Here is a 25,454-nt window from a genome sequence, read left to right as displayed (position 1 = left end):
TCACCTTTTCCCCGGGCTGTAAGCTATACTGCGATTTAGAGAAAGTGGTTTATTGTTAATGCGATATAAACTCAACAAGACGATACTAGCGAGAGTCACACCGATTGAAGCTAGATACAGCTCTGATGTTAATCCTAGTACCACAAACATGCTCGTGACCATTAAAAACACAGCGACCGTACGAGAATGCCAATAAGGATGCGGAGTGGTTGCTGTTTTTTTTGTAATGTTCAATCCTGTAACTAAAACGATATGAAAGAAGCTAGCCAAAAGAAACCAGCCAACAAAATTCTGCAACGGTATTCCGTAATACATCCCTGAGCCATCCCAGAACCAGTAACCTTTAACAAGGTAAGCGACAGGATCGATAATCCCATCCATGACAACAGCGATCAGACCACCTGTAACGACATAGAGTGGAAGTTTTATCGCTGTTTGACCTTTATATGGATTAACGATTCCACCAGCGATCGCGTGTGAGACAGCGATAATCATCACCCACGCGAATCCGATGGCAACAGGAACACCCAACCATTGTAAACCGAGCTGATCGCTATAATTATAGTGGCCGAAAATCAGGCCGGTTTTGACGCCGATACTTTCAGCTACGATACTTCCAAACAGAACAAATAATGTAAAAACAACGCCAAAGTTACCGTAAGTTCGATAAAAGTAAAATCCTCCAAGAACACCGCATGCGATTAGAAACACGCTGTTTGCCCACTCCAGAGAAGGAGGAAGAATATCAAAAACAAGAAGTATTAATCCTACGCTGTACCAAAAGATAAAGAACCGAAAAAGTACTTTATCGATGGTGCCATGCTGCTGTGCTGGTTGCAATATTACCCGATCTCCTTTGAAACATTTTTTAAATCTTCCCCTATTAAATCAGCTGTCAGCTGTCCAGATAGTGTTACCATTGGAACGCCTCCGCCAGGGTGTGTAGAACCGCCTACGAAATATAGATTTGTAAACTGATTGCTTCTGCTCGGAATCTTAAATCCGCCGTTCATCTTACGGTCTGTTCGAATGCCGTAGATAGATCCTCCGTTCGGTCCGTACAGTTCTTTTAAAGTGTCAGGTGTAAAAGTGTATTCCCACTCCACGTGCTGGCGTAGGTCTTTAGCTCCCATGCGCTCAAGTTTGTTCAAGACAAGCTCACGATAGCTTTCAAGGTTGCTTTCCCACGTTTCGCCTTCTTTAAGAGGTGGTACATGCGTTAGGACGAACCAGTTATCTTTACCTTCAGGTGCTTGAGTCGGATCCGTTTTTGATGAGATTCCCACATAGACTGTAGGGTCATCTGCAAGAATACCAGTATTAAAGATTTGATCAAATTCTCTTTCCCCACTTTGAGAGAAGAAGAAGTTGTGATGCGCAAATTCATCATACTTTTTATCGACTCCAAGCAATAAGACGAGACCAGAAACAGTAGGTTCGTATTTACTTAGATCTTCTGCTGCTTTTTTAGCTTGCGGATGATTTGAGAGAAGTGTCTTGTATGCTGGTATCGCTTCTAAGTTAGAAACAACAATATCTGCATACATCTCTTCGCCGTTCTCAAGCTTTACTCCTTTAGCCGTAGTGCCTTCTGTTAAGATACCTACTACTTTTTGATTCGTTCGAACATCAACGTTATATTCGTTTAAAACACTTAAGATCGATTCAGCAATTTTGTACATTCCGCCTTCCACATAATAAATACCAAGGCCGAGCTGAACGTGTATCAACTGAGAAAGAACAGCTGGTGCCTGATAAGGGGAGGAACCGATATACATGATGAAGAAATTAAATAGTTGTTGAAGGTGTTTGTCTTTAATGAACTTTTTCGTTGCTTGGTCCATTGATTTTACAGGATCCATCGCAAGAAGCTCTTTAAAGCTGTGAAGAGTGCGCAGATCGTTTAATCCAGTTAAACTTTTCTTATAAAAACTCTTCATGCTAAGTTCGTACATTTGGCTGCAATAATCCAGATATTTAAAGAACGAAGCAGCATCTTGCGGATTTACTTTACTGATTTCTTTCAGCATCTCTGGCAGGTCGCTCGTCACATCAATAACCGTGCCATCTTCAAAGAACGTTCTCCACTGTGGCTCGATACGCTGGATGTTTATGTAATCGTGGATGTTCTTTCCAGCAGATTCAAATAGCTGTTCAAGCACCCATGGCATGGTTAAGATGGAAGGCCCTGTATCAAAGGTATAGCCTTTTCCAGAACGCTGATTCAATTTGCCGCCAATTCGTTCATTTTTTTCGAGTACAGTTACCTCGTGTCCATCAGCTGCTAATCGAAGAGCTGCTGATAGTCCTCCAAGTCCGCCGCCTACAACTAACACTTTTTTCTTCATCAAAATCCTCCTCGGTATTGGGAATGAAAGGTTAAGGTTGTTTCTTAGCTGTTGCTGTACGACTGTTCCTCTGTATTGTATAGTTTATGTACAACCATTGTAAAATTATTGAACGCTTTTTCAACATATTCAGAAAGTCATTCTTTATTTTCAGTTCTTGACTGAATATAAAAACTCCTCTTTTTTTAAGAATTGTTTGAAAAAAGAATACAAAGCCCAAGCTGTAACTACAACTTATTTTCTAAAGGAGACAGTCGACATGCTTTCTACCATTTTGTATCTATCAATCATGTGGCTTTGTGGATGGTTCATGCTATGGAATATTCGCGCTCTAAGTGATAAAACTCCTTATGAACCACACTCTGTTTCAGTTATTATTCCCGCAAGGAATGAGGAAGCAAACTTAAAAAATTTATTACCGACGTTGAGTAACCAAAGTATGAAACTTCATGAAGTAATTGTTGTTAACGATGATTCTGATGATCGAACAGAAGAAGTCGCTCACCAGTTTGGTGTAACTGTTGTGAAACCAGAGCGTCTTCCGATCGGTTGGCTTGGAAAACCATGGGCATGCTGGAATGGAGCAAAATATGCAACAGGTTCTCTATTGTTATTTTTAGATGCAGATTTAGAAATTGAGAGAGACGGAATTGAACGCTTATGTGGTGAATGGGAAAGAAACAGGGGATTGATCAGTGTCCAGCCTTTTCATCAGATGAAGAGTGCACGAGAAAAATTATCTTCTCTATTTAACATTATCGTAATGGCGGCCATGCAATGTTTTACACTCTTTCGTAAAAAACCTGCTGGTGCGTTTGGTCCGTGCTTAATGATCGATAGAAAAACCTATACAGAGATTGGTGGCCATGAAGGGATTAAGCACCAAGTTCTTGAACATATGGAAATGGGAAGAGTGGCTATGAATCAAGATGTAAACGTTACTTGTTTCTCAGGATACAAGGCGGTTTATTTCAGAATGTATTCAGAAGGTCTAACAGCATTATTTTTCGGATGGTGTAAAAGTTTTGCACTTGGTTCAGCCAAAACGCCTCTCCTGCCCTTAGTGCTGACAGTAGCATGGATAACAGGCGGAATAAGTCTAGCCATTCAGCTTCCTTTCTTGTTGGTTCAAGAAATCAACGAAGTTTTGATGTGGGGAATCTTCTATCTGCTTTTTGCGATTCAGATTAAGACCTTAATGAAGAAAATAGGAACGAATTCAATACTTTCAGCTCTATCACACCCGTTTCACTTCTTGTTTTTTTCTTTAGTGTACATCTGGTCTTTTATTTTGAGTATGATCAAAAAAGAAGTAAAGTGGAAAGGTAGAGAAATCTCGGTTTCTGAAAAAGGAGATGCGTAAATGCTGATTGAACTTTCTCCGTTTTGGACGGTAACGATCAATATTCTTGCCTGGCTCATCTTTCATTTAACTGTAGCTTATATCATTCATCGAATTCCTTTTTCTTCCTTCACGAAAGAGAGTAGATGGGATACGGCTTTTGGCTGGGAAAACAGTGGAGTATGGTATGAAAAAATAGGAATACGCAAATGGAAAACGATACTGCCTGATGGTGGAGATTTTTATCGGGGAGGTTTCGCTAAGAAAACACTGGAGGGTGATTCCCTAGAGTATCTAGCCCGTTTTTTAGCAGAAACACGTCGTGCAGAACTAACGCATTGGCTTTCCATGCCACCAGCTTTGTTGTTTTTCTTATGGAACCCTGTTTGGATCGGCAACATCATGATTCTGTATGCCGTTCTGTTCAATCTTCCTTTTATATTTATCCAGAGATATAACAGGTTCAGACTGATTCGAATCCTGAACCTTAAGAACAAGACGCTTGAACGAAAGAGGAGGAAAGTTGTTGGATATTTCGAAGGACCTTACGGAAAAGCGGAAAACTGAACATATTAGAATTAGCTTGAATGAAGATGTGGAAGGTAAGAACATCACGACAGGGCTTGAAAGCTATCGGTTCGTACCCAACGCACTGCCTGAATTATCATTCGATGAAATTACGCTTTCAACTACATTTTTAAATAAAACGATGAGGACGCCTTTTTTGATTTCTTCCATGACTGGTGGAACAGATACCGCCTATCAAATCAATCAACATTTAGCTATGGCTGCCGAAGAAAAGGGATGGGCGATCGGCCTCGGTTCAATGAGAGCAGCGGTAGAGAACGAGGATCTTGCCTATACGTTTCAGATTCGAAAGTATGCTCCTAATATTCCGATTATCGCGAACATCGGAGCGGTTCAGCTGAATTATGACTTTGGGGCAGTTCAATGTAAAAAAGCAGTGGAGATGGCTGAAGCAGATATGCTTGTACTGCACTTAAACACGTTACAGGAAGTGTTTCAGCCAGAAGGCGATACGAACTTCTCTCATTTACTATCTAAAATTGAAGGAATCGCAAATTCTCTTCATGTGCCAGTCGGTGTGAAAGAAGTAGGAATGGGTATCGACGAAAAAACGGCAGATCGCCTTACATCCGCAGGTATTCAGTTCATTGATGTAGCTGGAGCAGGTGGAACGTCATGGATACAAGTAGAAAGTTATCGTTCAAACGACAGCATTCGAAAAGAAGCTGCTGAAGCTTTTCTAGATTGGGGACTGCCGACTGCTGAAAGTATTCTTGCTGTGAGAAAGAACAATTTTGATATTCCCTTGATCGCAAGTGGAGGACTAAAAAACGGTGTTGATGCTGCAAAAACGATTGCTCTAGGTGCTAATCTTGCTGGTTTTGGAAGGCTGCTACTGCCATCAGCTGTAGAAAATGATGTTGAAGCGTTGCTCATACAGATGGAACGAATCGAATTTGAGATGCGTGCAGCTATGTTTGGTATAGGTGCTAGTCGTATAGAAGAACTTGCACATTCAGATCGACTCATAAAGAAAATTTAAAAAAGCGCTCCTGAGTAGTCAGGAACGCTTTTGTTTGTATTTATTTTAATTCATCAAGTGTTTCTTCCATATCATCAAATTGGTTTTGAACCTTTTTAGATGGATTTTTCGTTAATAAGCTTACAATAATAATGGCGATTAAGCTTAAGAAGAATCCAGGGATCATTTCATACACTTGTTCTTTTAAATCAGGGAACTGAACCCAAGTAAGAACTGTTACAGCACCAACGATGATACCTGCTAGAGCTCCCCACTTCGTCATCTTCTTCCAGAACAGGCTTAATAGGACGAGTGGTCCAAATGCTGAACCAAATCCAGCCCATGCATAGCCTACAAGGCTAAGAATAGTATCACTAGGGTTCAAGGACAACAATACTGCAATTACAGCTACAATTAGTACCGCAATACGTCCGATCATAACAAGTTCTTTCTGAGAAGCATCCTTCTTTAAGAATTGCTTGTAAAAGTCTTCTGTCACAGAAGACGAAGTTACTAACAGCTGAGATGAGATGGTACTCATGATTGCAGCTAGTATGGCAGCTAATAAGAAACCAGTAATCAGCGGATGGAATAACAGATTCGCAAATTCGATAAATACTGTTTCAGGATCAGCAAGTTCTCTTCCTTCTCTAGCAAACCAAGCTACACCAATCAATCCTGTAAGAGAAGCACCGATAAGAGAGATGATCATCCAGCTCATACCGATTCTTCTTGCTGTTTTAATGTCTTTAACAGATGTGATAGCCATAAAACGAACAATAATATGTGGTTGACCGAAGTAACCTAATCCCCAAGCTAGTAAAGAGATTAATCCAAGAGTGGTCAATCCTTTTGATACTTGAAGAAGGGATGGATCAACACCGCGAATTGTGTCAATTACTGTTTGTGAGTCACCAATGTCTGTAAATGCAACGATTGGCACTAAGATTAAAGCGATGAACATGATACAGCCTTGAACGAAATCCGTCCAACTTACTGCAAGGAATCCACCAAATAGTGTATAAGCTACAACTACCCCAACCGTAATCAACATACCAGTTAGATAAGTTGTACCGAATGCACTTTCAAACAGCTTACCACCAGAAACAAGTCCAGCAGATGCATAAAGTGTAAAGAAGATAATGATAACGAGCCCTGAAACGATACGTAGAATTTTCTGTGTATCATTAAAGCGATTCTCAAGATAATCAGGAATCGTAATGGAATCATCCGCAACTTCTGTATACGTACGAAGACGGGGTGCTACTAGAAGATAGTTTAAATATGCACCAATCGTGAGTCCAACAGCGATCCAAATACTGCTTATTCCGTCAGTGAACATCGCACCCGGAATACCCATCATCATCCAACCACTCATATCAGATGCGCCAGCTGAAAGTGCAGTAACAGCAGGACCTAGTCCTCGTCCACCTAACATGTAGTCATTTAAATCAGATGTTTTTTTGTAAGCCCAGTACCCGATATAAAGCATACCGGCCATGTAAATAACTAAAGAAATAATAACTCCTGTTTGCATGTAAAAATTTCTCTCCTTTTCTTTTTTCATGAAATGGGTCATGTTAGTTTGCTCAACGGATGACTTGTTTATGAAAAAGTTGGCAGGTTGTTTCTTAGAGCTTTTTATTTGCAAAAAGAGCTTGCGGGGAATAGCAGAAAAAAACTTGAAGTCAAAAGCGCGGTCGAAAAACGCATTTAAAAAACTTGCTGGATTAAATAAACCCAGCATCAACTACAAGAAAAAAGCAAAGCCGATGTGTGAATTGAAAATAGGTGGCATCCGTTTTGAGCAAAAAACGTGCCCACTTCTTTTCAGAACATGTTTATCACTATAACAAAAATTCCAAAAAGAATGCAAATCATAACCGAGAGATGCTATTCTGACACGGTTAAGATACAATAGAAAACAAAGACATTAGCCTAAGGAATGATATGGTTTTGAGTATTTTATTAGTTGAAAATTTATATAAAACATATGGTGAAAAAACGCTGTTTGACAATATCACTTTTTCAATCAGCGACAAGCAAAGAATTGGCCTCATCGGCCCGAACGGAACCGGTAAGTCTTCATTATTGAAAGCAATAGCAGGATTCGAACCAGCTGAGCGAGGTACGCTGTCACATGCGAATTCATTTCAGATCGAATATGTGGCCCAAGAGCCAGAACTTGATGAAGAGTTATCCGTTTTAGACCAGATTTATTATGGAGATTCTCTCATCATGAAGACGATGCGTGAATATGAGCAAGCCTTACTCGATCTGGAATCGGATCCGTCCAACGAAAAGAAGCTGAAGCGTTTGATGAACAGTCAGCAAAAGATGGATGAAAATGAGGCATGGGAAGCAAACACCATCGCGAAAACAGTGCTTACTAAGCTTGGTCTTCGTGATTTTTCTCGTCAATTGAAGCATTTAAGCGGTGGACAAAAGAAGCGAGTAGCGATTGCAAAAGCACTCATTCAACCTGCTGATTTGCTCATTTTGGACGAGCCAACAAATCATCTTGATAATGAAACAGTTGAATGGCTAGAAACATTCTTAGGAAACTATAAAGGCGCCTTACTGATGGTTACCCATGACCGGTATTTTTTAAACCGTGTAACTAACAATATCTTCGAGCTCGATAATGGAAAACTTTATGTATATGAGGGAAATTACGAAACATACTTGGAGAAAAAAGCTGAACGAGAAGAAATCGCTCTGCAGAACGAAGATAAGCGGCAAAATACTCTACGCCGCGAGTTAGCCTGGTTGCGCCGTGGTGCAAAAGCACGAACGACAAAACAAAAAGCTAGAATTCAACGTGTAGAGAGTTTGCAGGAAGAAACTGGTCCAGCAGTTAAGGGCTCTGTTGAATTTGCGATCGGGTCTCAACGACTTGGTAAAAAAGTGATTGAAGTTGAAGGGTTGAGTAAAAGTTTTGATGGAAAAGAGCTAGTTAAAAACCTCGACTATCTGATCGTTCCGGGTGAACGACTTGGAATTATCGGACCGAACGGAAGCGGGAAAACTACTTTGTTAAATATGTTAGCAGGTAGAATGACTCCTGATTTTGGTTCTGTTGAAGTAGGGGAAACGGTTAAGATTGGCTACTACACACAAGATCACGAAGAACTCGACGGCAACTTGCGGGTTGTCGATTATATCAAAGAAACGGCACAGGTCATCACGACAGTAGATGGCCTGTCGATTACAGCTGAACAGATGCTCGAACGTTTCCTGTTTCCTCGCTATATGCAATATACGTATATTCGGAAGTTATCAGGTGGAGAGAAACGCCGCTTGTACATGCTAAAAGTGTTAATGGAAGAGCCGAACGTTCTGTTTTTGGATGAACCAACAAACGATTTGGACATTCAAACTTTAGGGATCTTAGAAGAGTATTTAGAAAATTTTCCTGGTGTAGTGTTGACGGTTTCTCATGACCGCTACTTTTTAGACCGGGTTGTCGATCATCTTCTCGCATTCGAAGGGAACGCAGAGGTTGTAAGGTTTCAAGGCAGCTATACGGACTACATGGATGAGAAAAAAGAGCGTGATGAAATGGCTGCTGCGGTGAAGAAAGAAGCCTCTTCTGTAGAGGTTACTGAACCCGCTACACCACACCGTAAGGAAAAGAAGAAAAAGCTGTCGTACAAAGATCAACAAGATTGGGATACGATTGAAGAACGAATCATGAACTTAGAAGAGAAAAAAGAGCAGATTGAATCTGAGATCGTCGCTGCTGGCAGCGATTTTGGCAAGATCAGCGAGCTTATGGCTGAGCAGAAGAAAGTGGAGAGCGAGCTTGAAGCTGCGATGGAACGATGGGAAGAGCTTTCTCTGTTAGTGGAAGAGTTGGATAGTTGATTGGGTGGGCACCTCTTGCTGTTAGCAGGAGGTGTTTTTTACACTGTAAAAGCGGAGAATTGGGATGAAGACTTATAAAAATTTTTGAGGACTTATAAAATCCTTTGAGGACTTATAAATTTTTTTGAAGACTTATAAATCATGATGAGGACTTATAAAAAAAATTCTCCTTGTCATGAGAGGGAAATTAGTGGCAATTGTTGAATTTTTATAAGGAAATTAAGCGTGAGGTGATGATTTGATAGTAAAAGAAAGAACAAAACCATTAACACTTTTCAAACTAGATTCATTATTAGAAAGAATGCCTCTTAATCTCCCCAAAAAACCAGATATTCTAAGTGATAGGGCGAAATTTAATGCTGGGTTTAATGGAGAGAAGTCTCTTGATTATCATTTAACTGATTTACCTCAAGAAAACTATTATATTTTCCACGATTTAAGGCTCCCCAGAGATAAAACGAAGACACTTTACTTCCAGCTTGATTCTCTCATCATAACTCCACACTATTGTTTAATAATTGAAGTGAAGAACTTAATAGGAAACCTGTATTTTGACCATCAATTCAACCAAGTAATTCGCACCAGAAACGGAATTGAAGAAGCTTTTCCTGATCCGATTATACAAGTTGAATTTCAAGCTTCATGTTTTAAGGAGTGGCTTTCCTCTCATAAGTTTGCTGATATCCCTATCTTTTATTTGGTTGTAATAACAAACATTCACTCAGTTATAAAAATTTCTCCTTCATATAAGAAAAGTCATAATAAAATTGTTAGAGGCAAAGACTTGATTCGGACGGTTCAGCGTTTAACGGAAAATAATACACGACATTATTTATCTCAAAAAGATATAAAAAAATTGAGTAAAATTTTGATAACGAATCATAAAAAGATAAATATAGATGTTTTAAAACAATATGAGATAAAAAAAGAGGATTTAGCTACAGGAGTTATTTGCCCTAATTGTGGTAACTTACCTATGAAAAGAGCAATTAGACACTGGATTTGTTTAACATGTTCCAACAAGAATGCTGATGCGCATATAAAAGCAATTTATGATTATGCACTCTTGATAAATCCTCAGATTAAAAATGAAGAATTACGAAGTTTTTTGCATCTTAATTCCTCGACTAGCATGTATAAAATTCTCCGTGCTATGGATTTAAAACCGACCGGCTCAAGAAAAGCAGCAACCTATACCATCCCTCTGCCCAAATAATCTACATAATAAAAACCCCCACCAATGTGAGGGTCTCAGAATTAAAACACTTTAGTAGTCCAGCTTTCACAGTTCCAGACGTCATTTGCCACTTCTTTATAAAATTCGGGTTCATGGGAGATCAACAGCACACTGCCTTTGAAAGTCTTCAGTGCACGCATTAACTCGTCTTTTGCTTCTACGTCTAAATGGTTTGTCGGCTCATCAAGAACAAGAACATTGTTTTCGTGATTGATAAGTTTACAAAGACGAACCTTTGCCTTTTCTCCACCACTAAGCACTTCAACTTTACTCTCGATATGTTTAGTTGTTAGACCACACTTCGCAAGAGCAGCACGAACTTCATGATGAGAGAAACCAGGAAACTCGCTCCAGAGTTCATCGATACATGTATTATAGTTCGCTGACTTTACTTCTTGCTCGAAGTAACCGATCTCTAGGTTTTCACCGCGCTCAACGGAACCTGAAACAGGCGTGATCTCACCAAGAATACTTTTTAGCAATGTCGTTTTACCGATACCGTTCGCACCGACTAAAGCAATTTTTTGACCACGTTCCATACGCAGGTTCAACGGTTTAGAAAGTGGCTCGTCATATCCGATAACAAGATCTTTCGTTTCAAAGATCAGTTTGCTTGGCGTGCGAGCTTCTTTAAAGTTGAACTCTGGCTTTGGCTTTTCTTTGGCTAGTTCAATAACATCCATTTTATCGAGTTTCTTCTGTCGAGACATTGCCATGTTTCGAGTGGAAACACGTGCTTTATTACGTGCAACGAAATCCTTCAATCCGGCAATCTCTTGCTGTTGACGCTTAAACGCAGCTTCCAATTGAGATTTTTTCATCTCATGAACGGATTTGAAGTGATCGTAATCTCCTACATAACGGTTCAACTCTTGATTTTCCATGTGATAGATCAAGTTGATTACGCTGTTTAAGAAAGGAATATCATGCGAAATTAAGATGAACGCATTTTCGTACTCCTGCAAATAACGCTTCAGCCACTCGATATGCTGTTCATCCAGATAGTTTGTTGGCTCATCCAGCAATAGAATCTCTGGCTTTTCTAATAAAAGCTTAGCAAGCAATACTTTCGTACGCTGTCCACCACTTAAATCATGTACGTCACGATCTAGACCGATATCATCAAGACCAAGTCCGCGCGCGATTTCTTCAACTTTTGCATCGATCACGTAAAAGTCGTTGTTTGTTAATGTATCTTGAATGACACCAACGTCTTCAAGCATCTTTTCAAGCTCTTCAGGTGTTGCTTCACCCATTTTTTCGTACATGCTGTTCATTTCGTTTTCCATGTCGAGCAAGTATTGGAATGCACTTTTCAATACATCGCGAATAGACATGCCTTTTTGAAGGACCGTGTGCTGATCAAGATAGCCGACACGAACTTTTTTTGCCCACTCTACTTTACCTTCATCAGGCTTTAATTTACCTGTAATAATATTCATAAACGTTGATTTACCTTCACCGTTCGCACCGATCAATCCGATGTGCTCACCTTTAAGCAGGCGGAAGGAAACATCATTAAATATGGCACGATCGCCGAAACCATGGCTTAAGCCTTGCACCGTTAAAATACTCATCTATATAACACCTTTTCTGTCAGTAATTTGTACCCTCTTGATTATAGTATTGAATGGGGAAGGAACTCAATAGGTGCATACGTAATCTTATAAAAGAAAAAGCACCCATGGAAGATTTTCCAAGAGTGCCATGATACGATCTATTCTTGTTCACCAGTTCGGTTCTTGAATGCTTCTTTTGTTGCAAGGTTCACTGAATCTGTTTCATCAGACTTTTCAACCAGGCGATTTTGAAGGGTGTTATCAGGAAACCTTCCTGGATGACCTTGCTTTTTATGTTCAAACGATTTTCCGCGTGCCATATTTTTCACTCCTCATCTCTTTAGAGAATATTTTGCCCATGAAGAGGTGTGTTTATGAATGAAATAAAGCACGCGAAGATATTACATTTAGCACCAAGTCATAAGAATTTGTTACAAAAACAAGCATATCTTAGTTTTAAGTTGAATATATCTGAATCACAACTAAATATTTCACCTGTGACTAAAGCATAAACACACTAATGACTCGCTTACTTTTATTAAAGCTTGTCATTTTTTGTTTGAGGAGGTGGCTGCTAAAAATATCCTGCTCGTAATCCCTACTTGACAGATAGGTTTTATTGTATTAATTTAATTTAGTTAACTAAAGGGGGGCTTGTAGGTGACTACTGGTTTAGTTTTATCGAATATTGCAATTATGCTTATACTATTGGGTGTTTTGTATTACATGCAAAAAAAGCACGTTTCTTTCTCTAAGCGTGTTTTTACGGGGCTCGGTCTAGGGATTTTGTTCGGACTTGGACTTCAGTACGGATATGGAGCAGACTCTGAGGTTGCTGCTAAATCGACTGACTGGTTCAATCTAGTCGGTGGCGGTTATGTAACGTTCTTAAAAATGATCGTTGTACCACTTGTATTTATTTCAATCCTTTCAGCGTTTACGCGTCTGAACTTAAAAGGAAATATCGGAAAACTTAGTGGATTGATTATCGGTATATTAATAGGTACAACTGCAATTGCAGCTGTTGTCGGAATTGCAACTTCAACGATTTTTGATCTCGAGGCGGTGCAAATCGAGCAAGGAGATGCAGAAACGGCTCGTGGTGAGCAGATGGAAGGTACGTTTGCAGAGGTAAAAGATCTGACGCTTCCACAACAGGTTCTTTCATTATTACCTGCTAACCCATTCTTAGATTTCACAGGAGCTCGTCCGACTTCGACAATCGCTGTAGTTATCTTTGCTGCATTCCTGGGCGTTGCTTATTTAGGGGTAAAACGTAAGCAAGAGGAGCATGCAGAGCTTTTTGCTAAGATTGTTGATGCGTTTTATGCGGTTATCATGCGAGTAGTAACGTTGATTCTGCGTCTAACTCCGTATGGGGTTCTCGCGCTCATGACAAAAACAGTTGCACTGAGTGATATGGATGCAATCGCAAAGCTAGGTAAGTTCGTTATTGCTTCATATGTAGCTTTGTTAATCATGTTCGGCATTCACTTATTGCTTTTAACATTTGCAGGATTAAATCCGATTACTTATATGAAAAAATCTTTCCCGGTACTATCCTTTGCTTTCACTTCTCGTACGAGTGCAGGAGCACTTCCGTTAAATATTCGTACGCAAAAGAGCATGGGTGTGCCTGACGGAATCGCAAACTTCTCAGGTTCATTCGGTCTTTCGATCGGACAAAACGGATGTGCTGGAATTTATCCAGCGATGCTAGCCGTTATGATCGCTCCGACAGTTGGAATCGATCCGTTGTCTCCATCGTTCTTGTTGACGCTTGTAGTAGTCGTAGCACTAAGTTCGTTCGGTGTAGCAGGTGTTGGTGGTGGAGCAACGTTCGCGGCCATACTTGTACTTTCCGCAATGGATCTTCCTATCGCTTTAGCAGGATTATTGATCTCAGTTGAGCCATTAATCGACATGGGTCGTACCGCTGTTAACGTAAGTGGTTCGATGACATCAGGGTTATTAACAAGTAAGGTGCAAAATCAGCTTGATACAAATGTTTACAATGACACCGAAAATCAAGTTGAAGTAAGTGCATAAGATATAAAAAATGAGCGATCTTGTCTATATGGGCAAGGTCGTTTTTTATTTGAAAAATTTACATAGGCAGGTGTACGTTGGTGGGATTTAGGGTAAAAAGTAAAAACTGAACTTTTAAAAAGCTCATGATTCTTTACCAATGAAAGAAGTCTCTTCCAAAATCGTGAACATTCTATGTCAAAACTGTGATAAAGTTGTGAGCTTTATTTGAAGTAATCGTGACATTTGTTGTGGATAGAGTCACATTTATTAGGATTCTGGTACTATGAAAGCAAAGGTTTTTGTCATTTAAATTTTTGCCTATGTTTTACATTGTGATTTAATTCACAATGCTCTATAATCACTCTTGGTTCGTTTTTTATTAGGCAAAAGTAAATGCTTGTAAATAGAGAAAGGAAGGTGGACCTGGTGATGCGACGGTTGAAGCCGTTTTTTACATTCGGGTTATTGATGGCCGTATTTATGCTTAGCGGCTGCAGCGATATGATTGTTTTAGATCCAAAAGGACCTGTAGGAGCAGAACAGAGGGATCTGATCATGTATTCCATCTGGTTTATGTTATTTATCCTACTAGTTGTTTACGCACTTACTGCTTTTATTGTTTATAAATATCGTGATCGCAAAAACCATAAAGGCTATGATCCAGATAATGAAGGAAGTCATCTTCTTGAAGCGATTTGGGTAATCATTCCTATTATCATTGTTATTGCATTATCGATCCCAACGGTTAAGAGTATTTACTATTTAGAAGGGCCTCCAGAGGAGTCTAAAGATCAAAAACCATTGGTGATCCATGCTACATCTGTAAACTGGAAATGGATGTTTTCTTATCCAGAGCAAAATATTGAAACAGTTAACTATCTTCACATTCCTGAAGATCGTCCTGTTTTGTTCAAGCTTACTTCTGCCGATTCGATGGCATCGTTCTGGGTACCTCAGTTAGGCGGTCAGAAATATGCGATGGCTGGCATGGAGACAGAGCTTTATCTGCAAGCTGACGAGCAAGGCACGTATGAAGGACGTAACTCCAACTTCACAGGTGAAGGATTCACTAATCATACGTTCGATGTGATGGCTATGTCTAATGCAGAGTTTGAAAAATGGGCGAGTGAAACCAAGGCTGATGCTCCAGAACTTACAAAGGGGCAGTATGACAAGCTAATGCTTCCTGGTCACGTGAAAGAAATGACATTCTCTTCTACTCACTTAGATTGGGTAGACCATGCTACAAACGCTGAATACGCGTTAGATGCTCGCGACCGCTTAGGTTATGAAGAGAAGATTCCACACTCAAGAGCAGCGAAGGAAGAAAAGAAAAAGCGTGAAGAAGAGATGAAGAAGCTGGAAGAATCAGAATCAGAGTCTCATGGGGATTCTCATGCCCATTAACAGAGGAGGCATTTCAATATGAAATGGGATGAATTTTTCGTAACAGGCGACCCGATGATATATGGTGCTGACGCATCCATCGTATTAACGATGGTGGGTATCCTGTTCTATCTTACTAAATATAAAAAGTGGAAATGGTTGTGGGACGAATGGCTTACAACGGTTGACCATAAAAAGCTTGGTATCATGTATATTGTTGCTGCTGTATTGATGCTGTTCCGCGGTGGGGTAGATGCCCTCTTAATGCGTACACAGCTAGCGGTTCCAGAGGCTAAGTTCCTCGACTCACAGCATTATAACGAAATCTTTACAACACACGGTACGATCATGATTATCTTCATGGCGATGCCGTTCTTGATCGGTTTGATTAACGTCGTTGTTCCATTGCAAATCGGAGCGCGTGACGTAGCTTATCCATATTTAAACGCAGTTAGTTTCTGGACGTTCTTTATTGGTGCGATGTTGTTCAACATCTCATTCGTTATTGGTGGATCTCCATCAGCAGGTTGGACGAGTTACATGCCGCTTGCGAGTAACGAGCTCAGTCCAGGACCTGGACAGAACTACTATCTGCTCGGTCTGCAGATCGCAGGTATTGGTACGCTTTTAACGGGTATTAACTTCTTAGTTACGATTCTTAAGATGCGTGCACCGGGAATGACATTGTTCCGTATGCCGATGTTCACTTGGTCTTCACTAGTAACAATGGTAATCATTATTTTCGCTTTCCCGATTCTTACAGTTGCACTAGCACTTATGACGTTTGACCGTTTATTCGGCAGCCATTTCTTTACTCTGCAAGGTGCTGGAATGGATATGCTTTGGGCGAACCTTTTCTGGCTATGGGGTCACCCAGAGGTATATATTGTAATCCTACCGGCATTCGGTATGTTCTCAGAGATCATCTCTACGTTCTCTAGAAAAACGCTATTTGGTTACAAAGCCATGATCTGGTCAATGCTTTTAATCGCAGGATACAGTTTCTTGGTATGGGTCCATCACTTCTTTACGATGGGTTCAGGAGCATTAGTCAACTCGGTATTCTCTGTTACAACGATGGTAATAGGTATTCCTACAGGGGTTAAGATTTTCAACTGGCTGTTCACGATGTATAAGGGTAAGATTCAATTTACTACCCCGATGCTTTGGTCACTTGGGTTTATCGTGAACTTTGTAATCGGTGGGGTTACGGGTGTCATGCTAGCCATGGCAGCTGCTGACTATCAGTATCACAACACATACTTCCTAGTATCTCACTTTCACTATGTGTTGATCGCAGGTACAGTATTTGCTTGTTTCGCTGGTTTAATCTACTGGTATCCGAAGATGTTTGGTTACAAACTGAACGAACGTATCGGTAAATGGGTATTCTGGGTATTCACAATCGGATTTAACGTTTGTTTCTTCCCACAATACTTTCTTGGTCTAGATGGTATGCCACGTCGTGTTTACACGTACAGCGAAGAGTCTGGCTGGGGTCCATTGAACTTTGTATCTACGATCGGTGGATTCATGATGGGGATTGCGTTCTTAATCCTTGTTTACAACATGTACTACAGCTTCCGTTACGCGAAGCGTGAAACAACTGGAGATGCTTGGGATGGCCGTACTTTAGAATGGTCTACTCCTTCAGCAATGCCTCCATTCTATAACTTTGCTAAGATTCCTGAAGTAACGGGTCTTGATCACTTCTGGAGACAGAAGCAAGCTGGAAAAGTTGAGAAGTTAAAAGCTGAAGATATTAAACCGATTCATATGCCAAGTAACTCTGGTGTTCCATTCATTATGGCATCCTTCTTCTTTGTTGCCGGATTCGGAATGGTATTCGATTGGATGTGGATGGCGATCGCTGGAATAATCGGTGTGTTTGGAACATTGTTCTATCGTTCATTTGAGTATGATGATGGTTATTATGTAAGTGTTGAAGAAGTAATCGAAACAGAAAAGATATCTAAATAAGGAGGCGTGAAAAAATGGCACATGCAGAAACACACGACCCCAACACGCCTTTAGAGTATCGTTCGGAGACTGGGCGTTTAAATATACTCGGTTTCTGGATTTTCCTCGGGGCAGAAATTGCGTTGTTCGCAACATTATTTGCAACTTATATGGTTTTAGAACATCGTATCGCTGATGGTCCATCACCAGGTGAACTTTTTGAAGTAAAGAGTTTGTTGATCCAAACTTTCTTGCTCTTAACAAGTAGTTTCACTTGTGGACTTGCGGTTCATGAGATGCGCCGTCAAAATGTAAAAGGTTTGATCACGTGGATGGCCATCACTTTAGGTCTAGGTCTTGGATTCCTTTACTTTGAGATTGAAGAGTTCTTACACTTCATTCATGAAGGTGCTAATATTGGTACAAGTGCAGCATGGTCAGGATTCTTCGTTCTTGTCGGTACTCACGGTGCCCACGTAACGTTCGGTATCTTCTGGGTAACGATGGTCTTGATTCAAGTAGCGAAGCGCGGTTTAACGCCAGCTACATCTGCAAAAGTTTTCATCACCAGTCTATACTGGCATTTCTTAGACGTAGTGTGGATCTTTATCTTCACAGCCGTTTATCTGATGGGGATGGTGATGCATAATGGCTAGTAAAACTGCAGCTAATGAACACCACGGTTTTCCGTGGAAACATTTAATCGGTTTTGTGTTATCCATCGTGCTGACACTATTCGCACTTTGGATTGCGCTTGAAACAGATCTTTCGATGACTTGGATTTTAATTATCATTTTCGGTTTTGCGTTTCTACAAGCTGCTCTTCAGCTCTTGATGTTCATGCACGTAACAGAGAACTCAACGAAGAGTAACCTGACGAGCCGCGTACAGATCGGTAACATCCTCTTTGCAGCATTCGTTGCGATTGTTATCGTAATCGGTTCTGTTTGGGTTATGACAGCAGGTCACGCGAAGCACGATAAGCATCAGCACGCACCGGACACTGAGAATCATGAAGATCACGGTTCTCATGGTGGCGGAAGTGAAAGTGATTCTGGTGATCACGGTGATCATGGGAGTCATTAATAAGAATTAGTATGTTAAAGCCTCTTGCTAAGGGATTGATCTTTTAGCAAGAGGTTTTTTGTGTTTATTGGCTCTTGCACGTGTTTGTATTAAGTCAATTGTCGATTTGTGAGCGATTTGAGAAGTTTGTAAGCGATTCGAGAAGTTTATGAGCGATTCAGGAAGTTTATAAGCGATTCGAGAAGTTTATGAGCGATTCAGGAAGTTTATAAGCGATTCGAGAAGCTTATGAGCGATTCGAGAAGTTTATGAGCGATTCCAGAAGTTTATGAGCGATTCCAGAAGTTTGTGAGCGATTTAAAAAGTTTGTCATCGACTCATGAATAATCTCAATACGGATCAGGTAGTGTGTAAACTCTCCCTTTCTTTCCACCAGTATGAGGTAAGTTCATTTCATTAAGTAGTCGCTTCCCTGTATGTCTGGATGAAAGACACAGAAACTCACATAACTTTTTATTAGTGATGCTTTTCCCAAACAAAAGTACATAATCAGAAAGTGAAGAAAGGTGAAGGTCTTTACTTTTATTCAAACATTTAGGACAAAGCCAAACAGCTTTTTTTCGCACCACAGGCAAATAAAAACACTCCGTACAATAAACACCCTTGATAATATCTTTGTCTTCAATACCATACCTTTTTAAAAGATCAGGGTTTTCAGGGACATGATGTCGAACAAGCATATTGGAGAGTTTATTTAGTGACTTCTTTTATCGTCAGCTTCTCGTCCGTATACATCTTATCAATCACTTTAATTTTCTCCTGCAAATAGGGACTATGGGTAATATAATGAAGTACATCTTTATTTGAGGGTGGTGCTTTAATAATGGTTCTCGGATTGCTCATGACTACTAGCGAGCGAACGGGAATGGGAGGAATACGGTTCTTTGTCATCCATTCAATAAGGTGAGATTGTTGGCGCTTTACTTGGAAAATAGGGTTTCGAAAAGCTTCTTCGGATCCATCATCTTTTATTCGGATGACTTGGTTGAGATGGTCAAAAACCAAGGTTCCGGTAATGAATTTCACTTCGAGGTTTAAGAGATAACGAGGGGAGAGAAGCAGGGTGTCGATCTGAAAATAACTTTCGTGCGCTGTAAGCCTCAGGCCGTGCATAACGGAAAAGTCCCGGAAAGGTTTTAAAAAGTAGTCATTTGACTGCTCGCCAAAATGTCCGGCTAACCTACCGCTTAATTCATCTTCCATGGTTAAATATTTGGGATGAAGCTTAATCACTCTTCGTTGCATAACTTCAAGCTTTCTTATCCTTATAGACTTTCCGCGATCTTTAACTAACATATAAGACCTCCTTTTTAAAAACATTCTCTGACCACCCTAACTTTACCTTCTTTATTTCTACAAAAACACACAAAAAACAGCCCCCCAAAAAGGGACTGCTCACATAAAAATTATCTAACCTGCCCGTCACCAGTCATACGATATTTAATCGTCGTTAGTGCTGGTAGACCCATTGGACCACGAGCATGTAATTTTTGCGTGGAAATACCGATCTCAGCACCGAACCCAAGCGCTGACCCATCAGTGAAGCGGGTAGACGCGTTATGGTAAACGGCAGCTGCGTCAACACTGTTTAAGAAAGCAACGGCATTCTCTGCATTTTCTGTCACGATCGCTTCTGAATGCTTTGTGCCATAACGTTCAATATGAGAGACAGCTTCTTCGACAGAACTAACTACTTTAACTGCTACAGCCAAACTTAAATACTCTTCAGCCCAATCCTTTTCATTGGCAGGTATCACATCCGGTAATAACTCTGCAGCTTTTTCATCACCATGCACTTCAATACCGTACTTTTCAAAAAGAGCAGTAACTTGTTCCGCATGCTCATTCAGCCATGCTTCATGAAAAATAAACGTCTCTGCAGCGTTACAAACTGCTGGTCGATCTGTTTTAGCATTCTCCATGATGGCGAGAGCTTTATTAACATCAGCGAACTGATCAATATAAATGTGACAATTGCCGACACCTGTCTCTAAGACGGGCACCGTAGCATTCTCGACAACTGTTTTAATCAGATTACCGCCACCACGAGGAATTAAAACATCGATATGCTCCTTCATCGTAAACAATTGACCCGCCGCTTCGCGATCTGTAGAAGCGATAAATTGAACAGCATCTTCTGGAATTTTTGTTGCTGTTAATGCTTTATGAATAACGAATACAATCGCTGAGTTTGAGTGTATAGCGTTTGAACCGCCTTTTAGTACGATGGCGTTTCCAGACTTTAATGCAAGTCCAGTCGCATCAACTGTTACATTTGGTCGTGCCTCATAAATCATACCAATTACACCTAAAGGTACACGAACTTGCTCTACGTTTAATCCGTTTTCTAGTGTCCAGTCAGACAAGATTTCACCTACAGGATCCTTTAACTTCACAACCTCGCGTAGTCCGTTTGCAAACTCTTTAACGCGATCTTCTGTTAAACGCAAGCGATCCATCAAGGCTTCTGAGAAATTATTTTCCTTCCCGTTAACTAAATCTTTCTCATTCTCTTCTAAGATGTAATCTGTTTCTCTTTCTAACGTATCTGCAATCACCAATAATGCTTCGTTCTTTTCTTTTTCACTAAGCAGTGCGAGCTTTTTTGAAGCTTCCTGTGCTAACTTTGCTTGGTCTTTCACATCGATATTTTTGGTTGTACTATTAAAAGTACTCATCCAACGCCTCCTTGTATTTTTAAATCTCACATTTTCGTAACGATATATTAGTGAATGGGAACTGCCAAACGAGTGTGGCAGACTAAATCGTTGTTATTGATGGCTTCTTCAGGTCCTACATCAGCTAGCTCGTCTCGAGAGATACCTTTAATCTTGATTAACTGTTTAGAAGAATAATTTGAAACACCAAGACCAACTTCATTTCCATCTAAATCTTTAATACGAACCACAGACCCTTTTTTAAAATGACCACTTACGTAGCGAATGCCTGTAGGATAAAGGCTTTTGAGCTCATCAATGCCTTGTTTAGCTTTATTTGAGACCACAATTTCACCTTCTGGACCAGAATGGAAAGCAATCCATTGACGCTTCGTATCCAGGTTGAATTCATTTTTACCAGGGACAAAGTATGTTCCTCTAGCATTGCCGATGACTGCTTTGTGAATGATATCTGGTGATGTTGCATTCCCAAGGAAAGATGAAATGCCAGATGCCATCGCAATTTTAACTGCATCGATCTTTGAACGCATGCCGCCTGTACCCACTGCACTTCCGGGTTCTCCTGCAGATTCCTCAATTTCTGGTGTGATTTCACTAACTTTTGTTAGGAGTTTTGCATCAGGATTTTTTCGAGGATCATCCGTGTACAGGCCATCGATATCAGAGAGAATGATGAGCTGATCGGCATCCACAAGTCCTGCCACTTTAGCAGAAAGGGTGTCGTTGTCACCGAACTTAAGTCGTTCTACTGTAACTGTGTCATTTTCATTGACGATTGGTATGATTCCGCGATCTAAAAGAACGTTGATTGTATTTCGAGCGTTATGATACCGATCACGATCAGAAAAGTCGCTTCTCGTAATTAAGATCTGTGAAGCGGTATAACCGTGAGAGATAAAGCGTTCAGAGTAAGATTCCATTAATAAACCTTGTCCTATTGATGCAGCCGCTTGTTTTTCGGCTAGGGAAGTCGGACGGTTCAAACAACCTAAACGTCTATACCCTGCGGCAACTGCGCCTGAAGATACGAGCAACACCTCGTGTCCTTCATCTTTCAATTTCACGACCTCATCAACAAGTCGCTCTAATTTATGTCTACTAATATCACCAAGTCTACTCGTTAAAGAACTAGATCCAATTTTAATAACAATTCGTTTGTTTTTTGATTCATTTAATATCATATGTGTTAAAAATCACTCCTGTTTTGTAAGTTATATCAACTCATTTTCCGATCAAAATTTCAACGGTAACGAGTATAACATGGTGAGATTTAAACACAACAGGTATTGATGAGATAGTGTAGAAAACAAGCAAAAAGTGAAGAAAACAGAAGAAAAACGGGATATATAGGTTATAGGAGATGAGGGGGTACTAGACAGTGGTAGGAAAGAGTATATCAGGATATTTGAATGAGAAAAAATACCAATAAATGCAAAAACCCCTCTAAAAAGAGGGGATTAAAATTTAAATTAATATTTAGCTTTTTCCATCTTGCGCTTCGCCAAATATGGACGGCCCCATACGATGTATGCTGCATAATGAGCAAAAACAACGTTTGCGATGAATACGGTGATGAAGAAACTGTGAACGAATAAGCTTAAGCTATCATTAGCCATGAATAACACAACGTAAGTCCATAAAAGGGCGATGAACGGCGTTTGCCATAAGGCTAACTTACGACTATCATTCCATAAGAATAATGGCGTGGCAGTCGCTACGAATAAGTAAACCATAAAAACATCCATTACTAATCAACCCCTTGAAGTATTGTTTACGCTTACAATTTTGACGAATTAGCGTCTAAATTGTGAACGATTTGTTACAATTAGTATACCACAATATCAGGAAAATGCTACATGGATTTGTACATTTTTTTGAAAATTCAAGTATTAATACTAAAAAAAGAACCCGTAGCCTAGGTAGGGCAGCGGGTTCTTAGTCTATGAATTTAAAAAGGATAACGCCAGAATCTTTCATTTTTTACCCAAGCCAGCATGGCAGGATCTTTATCAACGCTATCAACAAGCCATTGTGTTTGAGATCGATGTGCTTTGATGCAGTTCATTTTTTCTTCAAAAACATCAGAGATATCAGTCACTACATGTGGAGCTCCTAGGTCGGCCTCAGAGTTTTTTGCAAAAGCGACACATAATAGTTCCGGACGATCCATCTCAGGCATGCTTCCTACCGCACGCACAACAGCTCTTGCTGTAGCCTCATGGTCAGGGTGCACGCTATATCCTGGATAAAATGTGATGATACGCGTTGGTTTTACCTCGTCAATGACAGCTAAGAATTGATCAGCTAAAAACTTCTCATCTTCAAATTCTACTGTTTTGTCACGGAACCCGAATTGTCGCAGATCTTGAATGCCTACTGCGGCACATGCATCCTCAAGCTCTTTTTGGCGGATAAGAGGAAGCGATTCACGAGTAGCGAATGGTGGATTTCCCATATTTCTACCCATCTGACCGAGCGTTAAGCAGATATAAGTAACGGGTAAGCCTTTCTTTGTATGTTGTGCAATCGTCCCGGACACCCCGAATGCTTCATCATCTGGGTGAGGGAAGATCACGAGTAAATGATCATCCAATTATATAACCTCCTTATACGTCAAATGGGGAAGAACTAAGTTGAAGAGCTACTGCAAGTCGACCTTCAGCATCGTGACCTGCCATTAGTAATCTTCCCTCTGAGTCGATTTCCCAATGTGTTAACCCTTCTGCATAAATCCAACCTAGCTCAATCTTCAAGCCAACACGGTATGGACCGCTCCCCATGATTTTTCCTGATAATGGTGTGACTTTACCGTTTCGAATATATGCGTTAACGGTTAGAACACTTTCGTTATTATGATTGGCATATGCGCCATTGGTTGTTTCTAAATGTAGATAAAGTTCTTTTCCAATAAGCTGATCCAGTGTTTCCTGGACTTCATTGGTCTGTATGAGCTGCATATCTTCACACTCCAGTGCAGAATAGATGTACTTATTATAATTCAAATTCTTAAATAACGTGTATGATATGCCTATCATTTTGTAAACCTCGAAGATTTTTGGAAGGTAGTTGATTTCCGCTCCAGGTGCTTCGCTTTCCGCGGGGCGTGCGGTGAGCCCCCTTGCCGCTCTGCGCCCTAAGGGGTCTCACCTGTCTAGTTGCAGTGGCTAGCCCCTCGAGGTCAAAAGTTAAATGGTAATGAAGGCAAAAAGCGCCTTCCTAGCCCATTCACCTTTTGCTTGTCGGGGCTGAACGAGCCACTTCCACTTTTCGGTCTGACCGCTCGTCCCGCAGGAGTCTCGCTCCTTGCGCTCCAATCACTTTGGCATTGAAGCAAAAAACATAAATCATTAAGTTAGTTTGTTTTAAAGACTTGAACAACGTTAGTGGGTCCACACATGATGTCGAATCCGATTAGCAGTCCCAAAATATTTATAGAATAAAAAAAGACCAATCTAAAACGATCAGTCTTCACTAAAAATTATTTGTTTAATTTATCACGGTAAGCACCATGCCATGTTGGTCCTACATATTGGTTAATTTCGAACCCTGCTGCGATGGCTTCTGTAATGAAATCTTTTGCTGTTAAGATAGCTTCTCGGACTGGCTTTCCTTTAGCAAGTTCTGCTGTAATCGCTGCTGAGAATGTGCATCCTGCGCCATGCGTCCACGTTGTTTCAATTCTTTCAGATTCTAAAACTTCAAATTCTTGTCCATCATAAAGAACGTCAACGGCATTTTCGTGTTCTAATTTAGCGCCGCCTTTAACGATTACATACTTTGCGCCATTTGCTTGAATCTTATGAGCAGCTTCCATCATCTGTTCAACAGTTGTGATTGGTTCCATACCAGCAAGTTGTGCAGCTTCAAATAGGTTTGGCGTTACAACGGTCGCTTTAGGTACCAATACATTTTGAAGTGTGCTAGCGAGTTCAGGGTGAAGGGGTTCTGCACCTTTACAAACCATAACAGGGTCCACTACAACGTTTTGAAGATCGTGTTTTTCGATCAGATCCGCAGTTATCTCGATAGCTTCAATTGAAGCAAGCATGCCTGTTTTAAGTGCATCAACACCGATTCCGGAAACAACCGTTTCTAATTGTGCTTTAAAAAGATCGTTAGGAAGCAAGAATACTTCATGAAACCATTCACGATGTGGGTCTTGTGCGACCACAACATTTAGAGCAGTCATTCCGTATACGCCTAGCTCTTGAAATGTTTTTAAATCTGCTTGAATACCAGCTCCACCGCTTGTATCGGATCCTGCAATCGTAAGTGCTTTTTTAGGTGACATCATAAAATCTCCTTTATTCTCGTTTCTCTATATGTAACAGATTATAGCAAAAAATAAGGAGAAAAGAAAAAGTAGCTTACAACGGTAAATTCCACCAAGTAATCGAAGTGATTGACATATT

23 protein-coding genes are annotated in these 25,454 nt (G+C 40.4%); 11 read left to right on the top strand and 12 right to left on the bottom strand.

What is annotated here, in order from left to right:
• Both IHV12_RS18755 and IHV12_RS18750 read right to left on the bottom strand, forming a co-directional pair.
• Nucleotides 1–840 carry a carotenoid biosynthesis protein gene (locus tag IHV12_RS18755; protein ID WP_197191866.1) on the bottom strand — a complete coding sequence of 280 codons (840 nt, stop codon included), beginning with the start codon at nt 838–840 and terminating at the stop codon, nt 1–3.
• A gap of 2 nt (nt 841–842) precedes the next feature.
• Entirely contained in the window at nt 843–2,348 is a 1,506-nt protein-coding gene (locus tag IHV12_RS18750; protein ID WP_197132565.1) for a phytoene desaturase family protein, read from the bottom strand.
• 259 nt (nt 2,349–2,607) lie between these two features.
• Here IHV12_RS18750 and IHV12_RS18745 point away from each other — a divergent pair, with 259 nt between their 5' ends.
• From IHV12_RS18745 to fni, 3 genes are read left to right on the top strand one after another with little or no spacing between them, the layout of a single operon-like run.
• On the top strand, nt 2,608–3,711 hold the full coding sequence (locus IHV12_RS18745) for a glycosyltransferase (RefSeq protein ID WP_197191865.1): 1,104 nt from the start codon (nt 2,608–2,610) through the stop codon (nt 3,709–3,711).
• Nucleotides 3,712–4,257, top strand: coding sequence for a glycosyl-4,4'-diaponeurosporenoate acyltransferase (locus tag IHV12_RS18740; RefSeq protein WP_197191864.1), 546 nt, complete (start codon nt 3,712–3,714; stop codon nt 4,255–4,257).
• Nucleotides 4,217–5,260, top strand: a complete 1,044-nt coding sequence (fni, locus tag IHV12_RS18735; protein ID WP_370568847.1) for a type 2 isopentenyl-diphosphate Delta-isomerase — start codon at nt 4,217–4,219, stop codon at nt 5,258–5,260. Before IHV12_RS18740 ends, fni begins: the two co-directional genes overlap by 41 nt.
• Nucleotides 5,261–5,300: 40 nt before the next feature.
• On the opposite strand, the gene putP is transcribed toward fni, so the two are convergent.
• A complete protein-coding gene (gene putP, locus IHV12_RS18730; protein ID WP_197191862.1) occupies nt 5,301–6,776 on the bottom strand; it encodes a sodium/proline symporter PutP in 1,476 nt (491 codons plus the stop codon).
• 70 nt (nt 6,777–6,846) lie between these two features.
• On the opposite strand from putP, the gene IHV12_RS18725 reads away from it, so the two are divergent.
• The 3 genes from IHV12_RS18725 to IHV12_RS18715 all read left to right on the top strand — a co-directional run bounded on the left by IHV12_RS18725 (nt 6,847) and on the right by IHV12_RS18715 (nt 10,322).
• Nucleotides 6,847–7,092, top strand: coding sequence for a hypothetical protein (locus IHV12_RS18725; protein WP_197191861.1), 246 nt, complete (start codon nt 6,847–6,849; stop codon nt 7,090–7,092).
• A 103-nt stretch (nt 7,093–7,195) separates the two neighbouring features.
• Nucleotides 7,196–9,106, top strand: a complete 1,911-nt coding sequence (locus IHV12_RS18720) for an ABC-F family ATP-binding cassette domain-containing protein (protein ID WP_197191860.1) — start codon at nt 7,196–7,198, stop codon at nt 9,104–9,106.
• A gap of 238 nt (nt 9,107–9,344) precedes the next feature.
• Nucleotides 9,345–10,322: a nuclease-related domain-containing protein gene (locus IHV12_RS18715; protein ID WP_197191859.1), complete on the top strand. Its 978-nt coding sequence runs from the start codon at nt 9,345–9,347 to the stop codon at nt 10,320–10,322.
• Between the two features lie 41 nt (nt 10,323–10,363).
• On the opposite strand, the gene IHV12_RS18710 is transcribed toward IHV12_RS18715, so the two are convergent.
• A complete protein-coding gene (locus tag IHV12_RS18710) occupies nt 10,364–11,920 on the bottom strand; it encodes an ABC-F family ATP-binding cassette domain-containing protein (RefSeq protein WP_197191858.1) in 1,557 nt (518 codons plus the stop codon).
• 140 nt (nt 11,921–12,060) lie between these two features.
• The gene (locus IHV12_RS18705) at nt 12,061–12,222 is read right to left on the bottom strand and encodes a hypothetical protein (RefSeq protein WP_186320646.1); all 162 of its coding nucleotides are present in this window, start codon (nt 12,220–12,222) and stop codon (nt 12,061–12,063) included.
• A gap of 376 nt (nt 12,223–12,598) precedes the next feature.
• Between IHV12_RS18705 and IHV12_RS18700 the strand changes: the two genes are divergently transcribed.
• The 5 genes from IHV12_RS18700 to qoxD all read left to right on the top strand — a co-directional run bounded on the left by IHV12_RS18700 (nt 12,599) and on the right by qoxD (nt 18,364).
• A complete protein-coding gene (locus IHV12_RS18700) occupies nt 12,599–13,951 on the top strand; it encodes an L-cystine transporter (RefSeq protein WP_197191961.1) in 1,353 nt (450 codons plus the stop codon).
• Between the two features lie 408 nt (nt 13,952–14,359).
• Complete coding sequence (gene qoxA, locus IHV12_RS18695) at nt 14,360–15,340, top strand: cytochrome aa3 quinol oxidase subunit II (protein WP_370568846.1); 981 nt, start codon at nt 14,360–14,362, stop codon at nt 15,338–15,340.
• A gap of 18 nt (nt 15,341–15,358) precedes the next feature.
• Complete coding sequence (qoxB, locus tag IHV12_RS18690; protein ID WP_197191856.1) at nt 15,359–17,299, top strand: cytochrome aa3 quinol oxidase subunit I; 1,941 nt, start codon at nt 15,359–15,361, stop codon at nt 17,297–17,299.
• 14 nt (nt 17,300–17,313) lie between these two features.
• A complete protein-coding gene (gene qoxC / locus IHV12_RS18685) occupies nt 17,314–17,934 on the top strand; it encodes a cytochrome aa3 quinol oxidase subunit III (RefSeq protein ID WP_144704062.1) in 621 nt (206 codons plus the stop codon).
• Nucleotides 17,927–18,364 (top strand): cytochrome aa3 quinol oxidase subunit IV, encoded by a 438-nt coding sequence (gene qoxD, locus IHV12_RS18680; protein WP_197191855.1) that lies wholly within the window; start codon nt 17,927–17,929, stop codon nt 18,362–18,364. The genes qoxC and qoxD overlap by 8 nt, the downstream gene beginning before the upstream one ends.
• A gap of 690 nt (nt 18,365–19,054) precedes the next feature.
• Here qoxD and IHV12_RS18675 read toward each other — a convergent pair.
• The 7 genes from IHV12_RS18675 to pdxK form a co-directional block, all read right to left on the bottom strand.
• On the bottom strand, nt 19,055–19,660 hold the full coding sequence (locus IHV12_RS18675) for a nuclease-related domain-containing protein (protein WP_197191854.1): 606 nt from the start codon (nt 19,658–19,660) through the stop codon (nt 19,055–19,057).
• A 110-nt stretch (nt 19,661–19,770) separates the two neighbouring features.
• Nucleotides 19,771–21,042 carry a glutamate-5-semialdehyde dehydrogenase gene (locus IHV12_RS18670; protein ID WP_197191853.1) on the bottom strand — a complete coding sequence of 424 codons (1,272 nt, stop codon included), beginning with the start codon at nt 21,040–21,042 and terminating at the stop codon, nt 19,771–19,773.
• Between the two features lie 47 nt (nt 21,043–21,089).
• Nucleotides 21,090–22,223, bottom strand: coding sequence for a glutamate 5-kinase (gene proB, locus IHV12_RS18665; protein WP_197132604.1), 1,134 nt, complete (start codon nt 22,221–22,223; stop codon nt 21,090–21,092).
• A gap of 288 nt (nt 22,224–22,511) precedes the next feature.
• A complete protein-coding gene (locus tag IHV12_RS18660) occupies nt 22,512–22,787 on the bottom strand; it encodes a spore morphogenesis/germination protein YwcE (protein WP_066243203.1) in 276 nt (91 codons plus the stop codon).
• A 203-nt stretch (nt 22,788–22,990) separates the two neighbouring features.
• A complete protein-coding gene (gene bshB2, locus IHV12_RS18655; RefSeq protein WP_197191852.1) occupies nt 22,991–23,635 on the bottom strand; it encodes a bacillithiol biosynthesis deacetylase BshB2 in 645 nt (214 codons plus the stop codon).
• 13 nt (nt 23,636–23,648) lie between these two features.
• Nucleotides 23,649–23,999 (bottom strand): YojF family protein, encoded by a 351-nt coding sequence (locus tag IHV12_RS18650; RefSeq protein WP_197132610.1) that lies wholly within the window; start codon nt 23,997–23,999, stop codon nt 23,649–23,651.
• A gap of 521 nt (nt 24,000–24,520) precedes the next feature.
• Nucleotides 24,521–25,333: a pyridoxine/pyridoxal/pyridoxamine kinase gene (pdxK, locus tag IHV12_RS18645; protein ID WP_197132718.1), complete on the bottom strand. Its 813-nt coding sequence runs from the start codon at nt 25,331–25,333 to the stop codon at nt 24,521–24,523.
• Nucleotides 25,334–25,454 lie beyond the last annotated feature (121 nt).

The organism is Fictibacillus sp. 7GRE50 (assembly GCF_015903875.1).
GTDB lineage: Bacteria > Bacillota > Bacilli > Bacillales > Fictibacillaceae > Fictibacillus > Fictibacillus phosphorivorans.
This window is presented reverse-complemented; position numbering and strand designations above follow the sequence as displayed.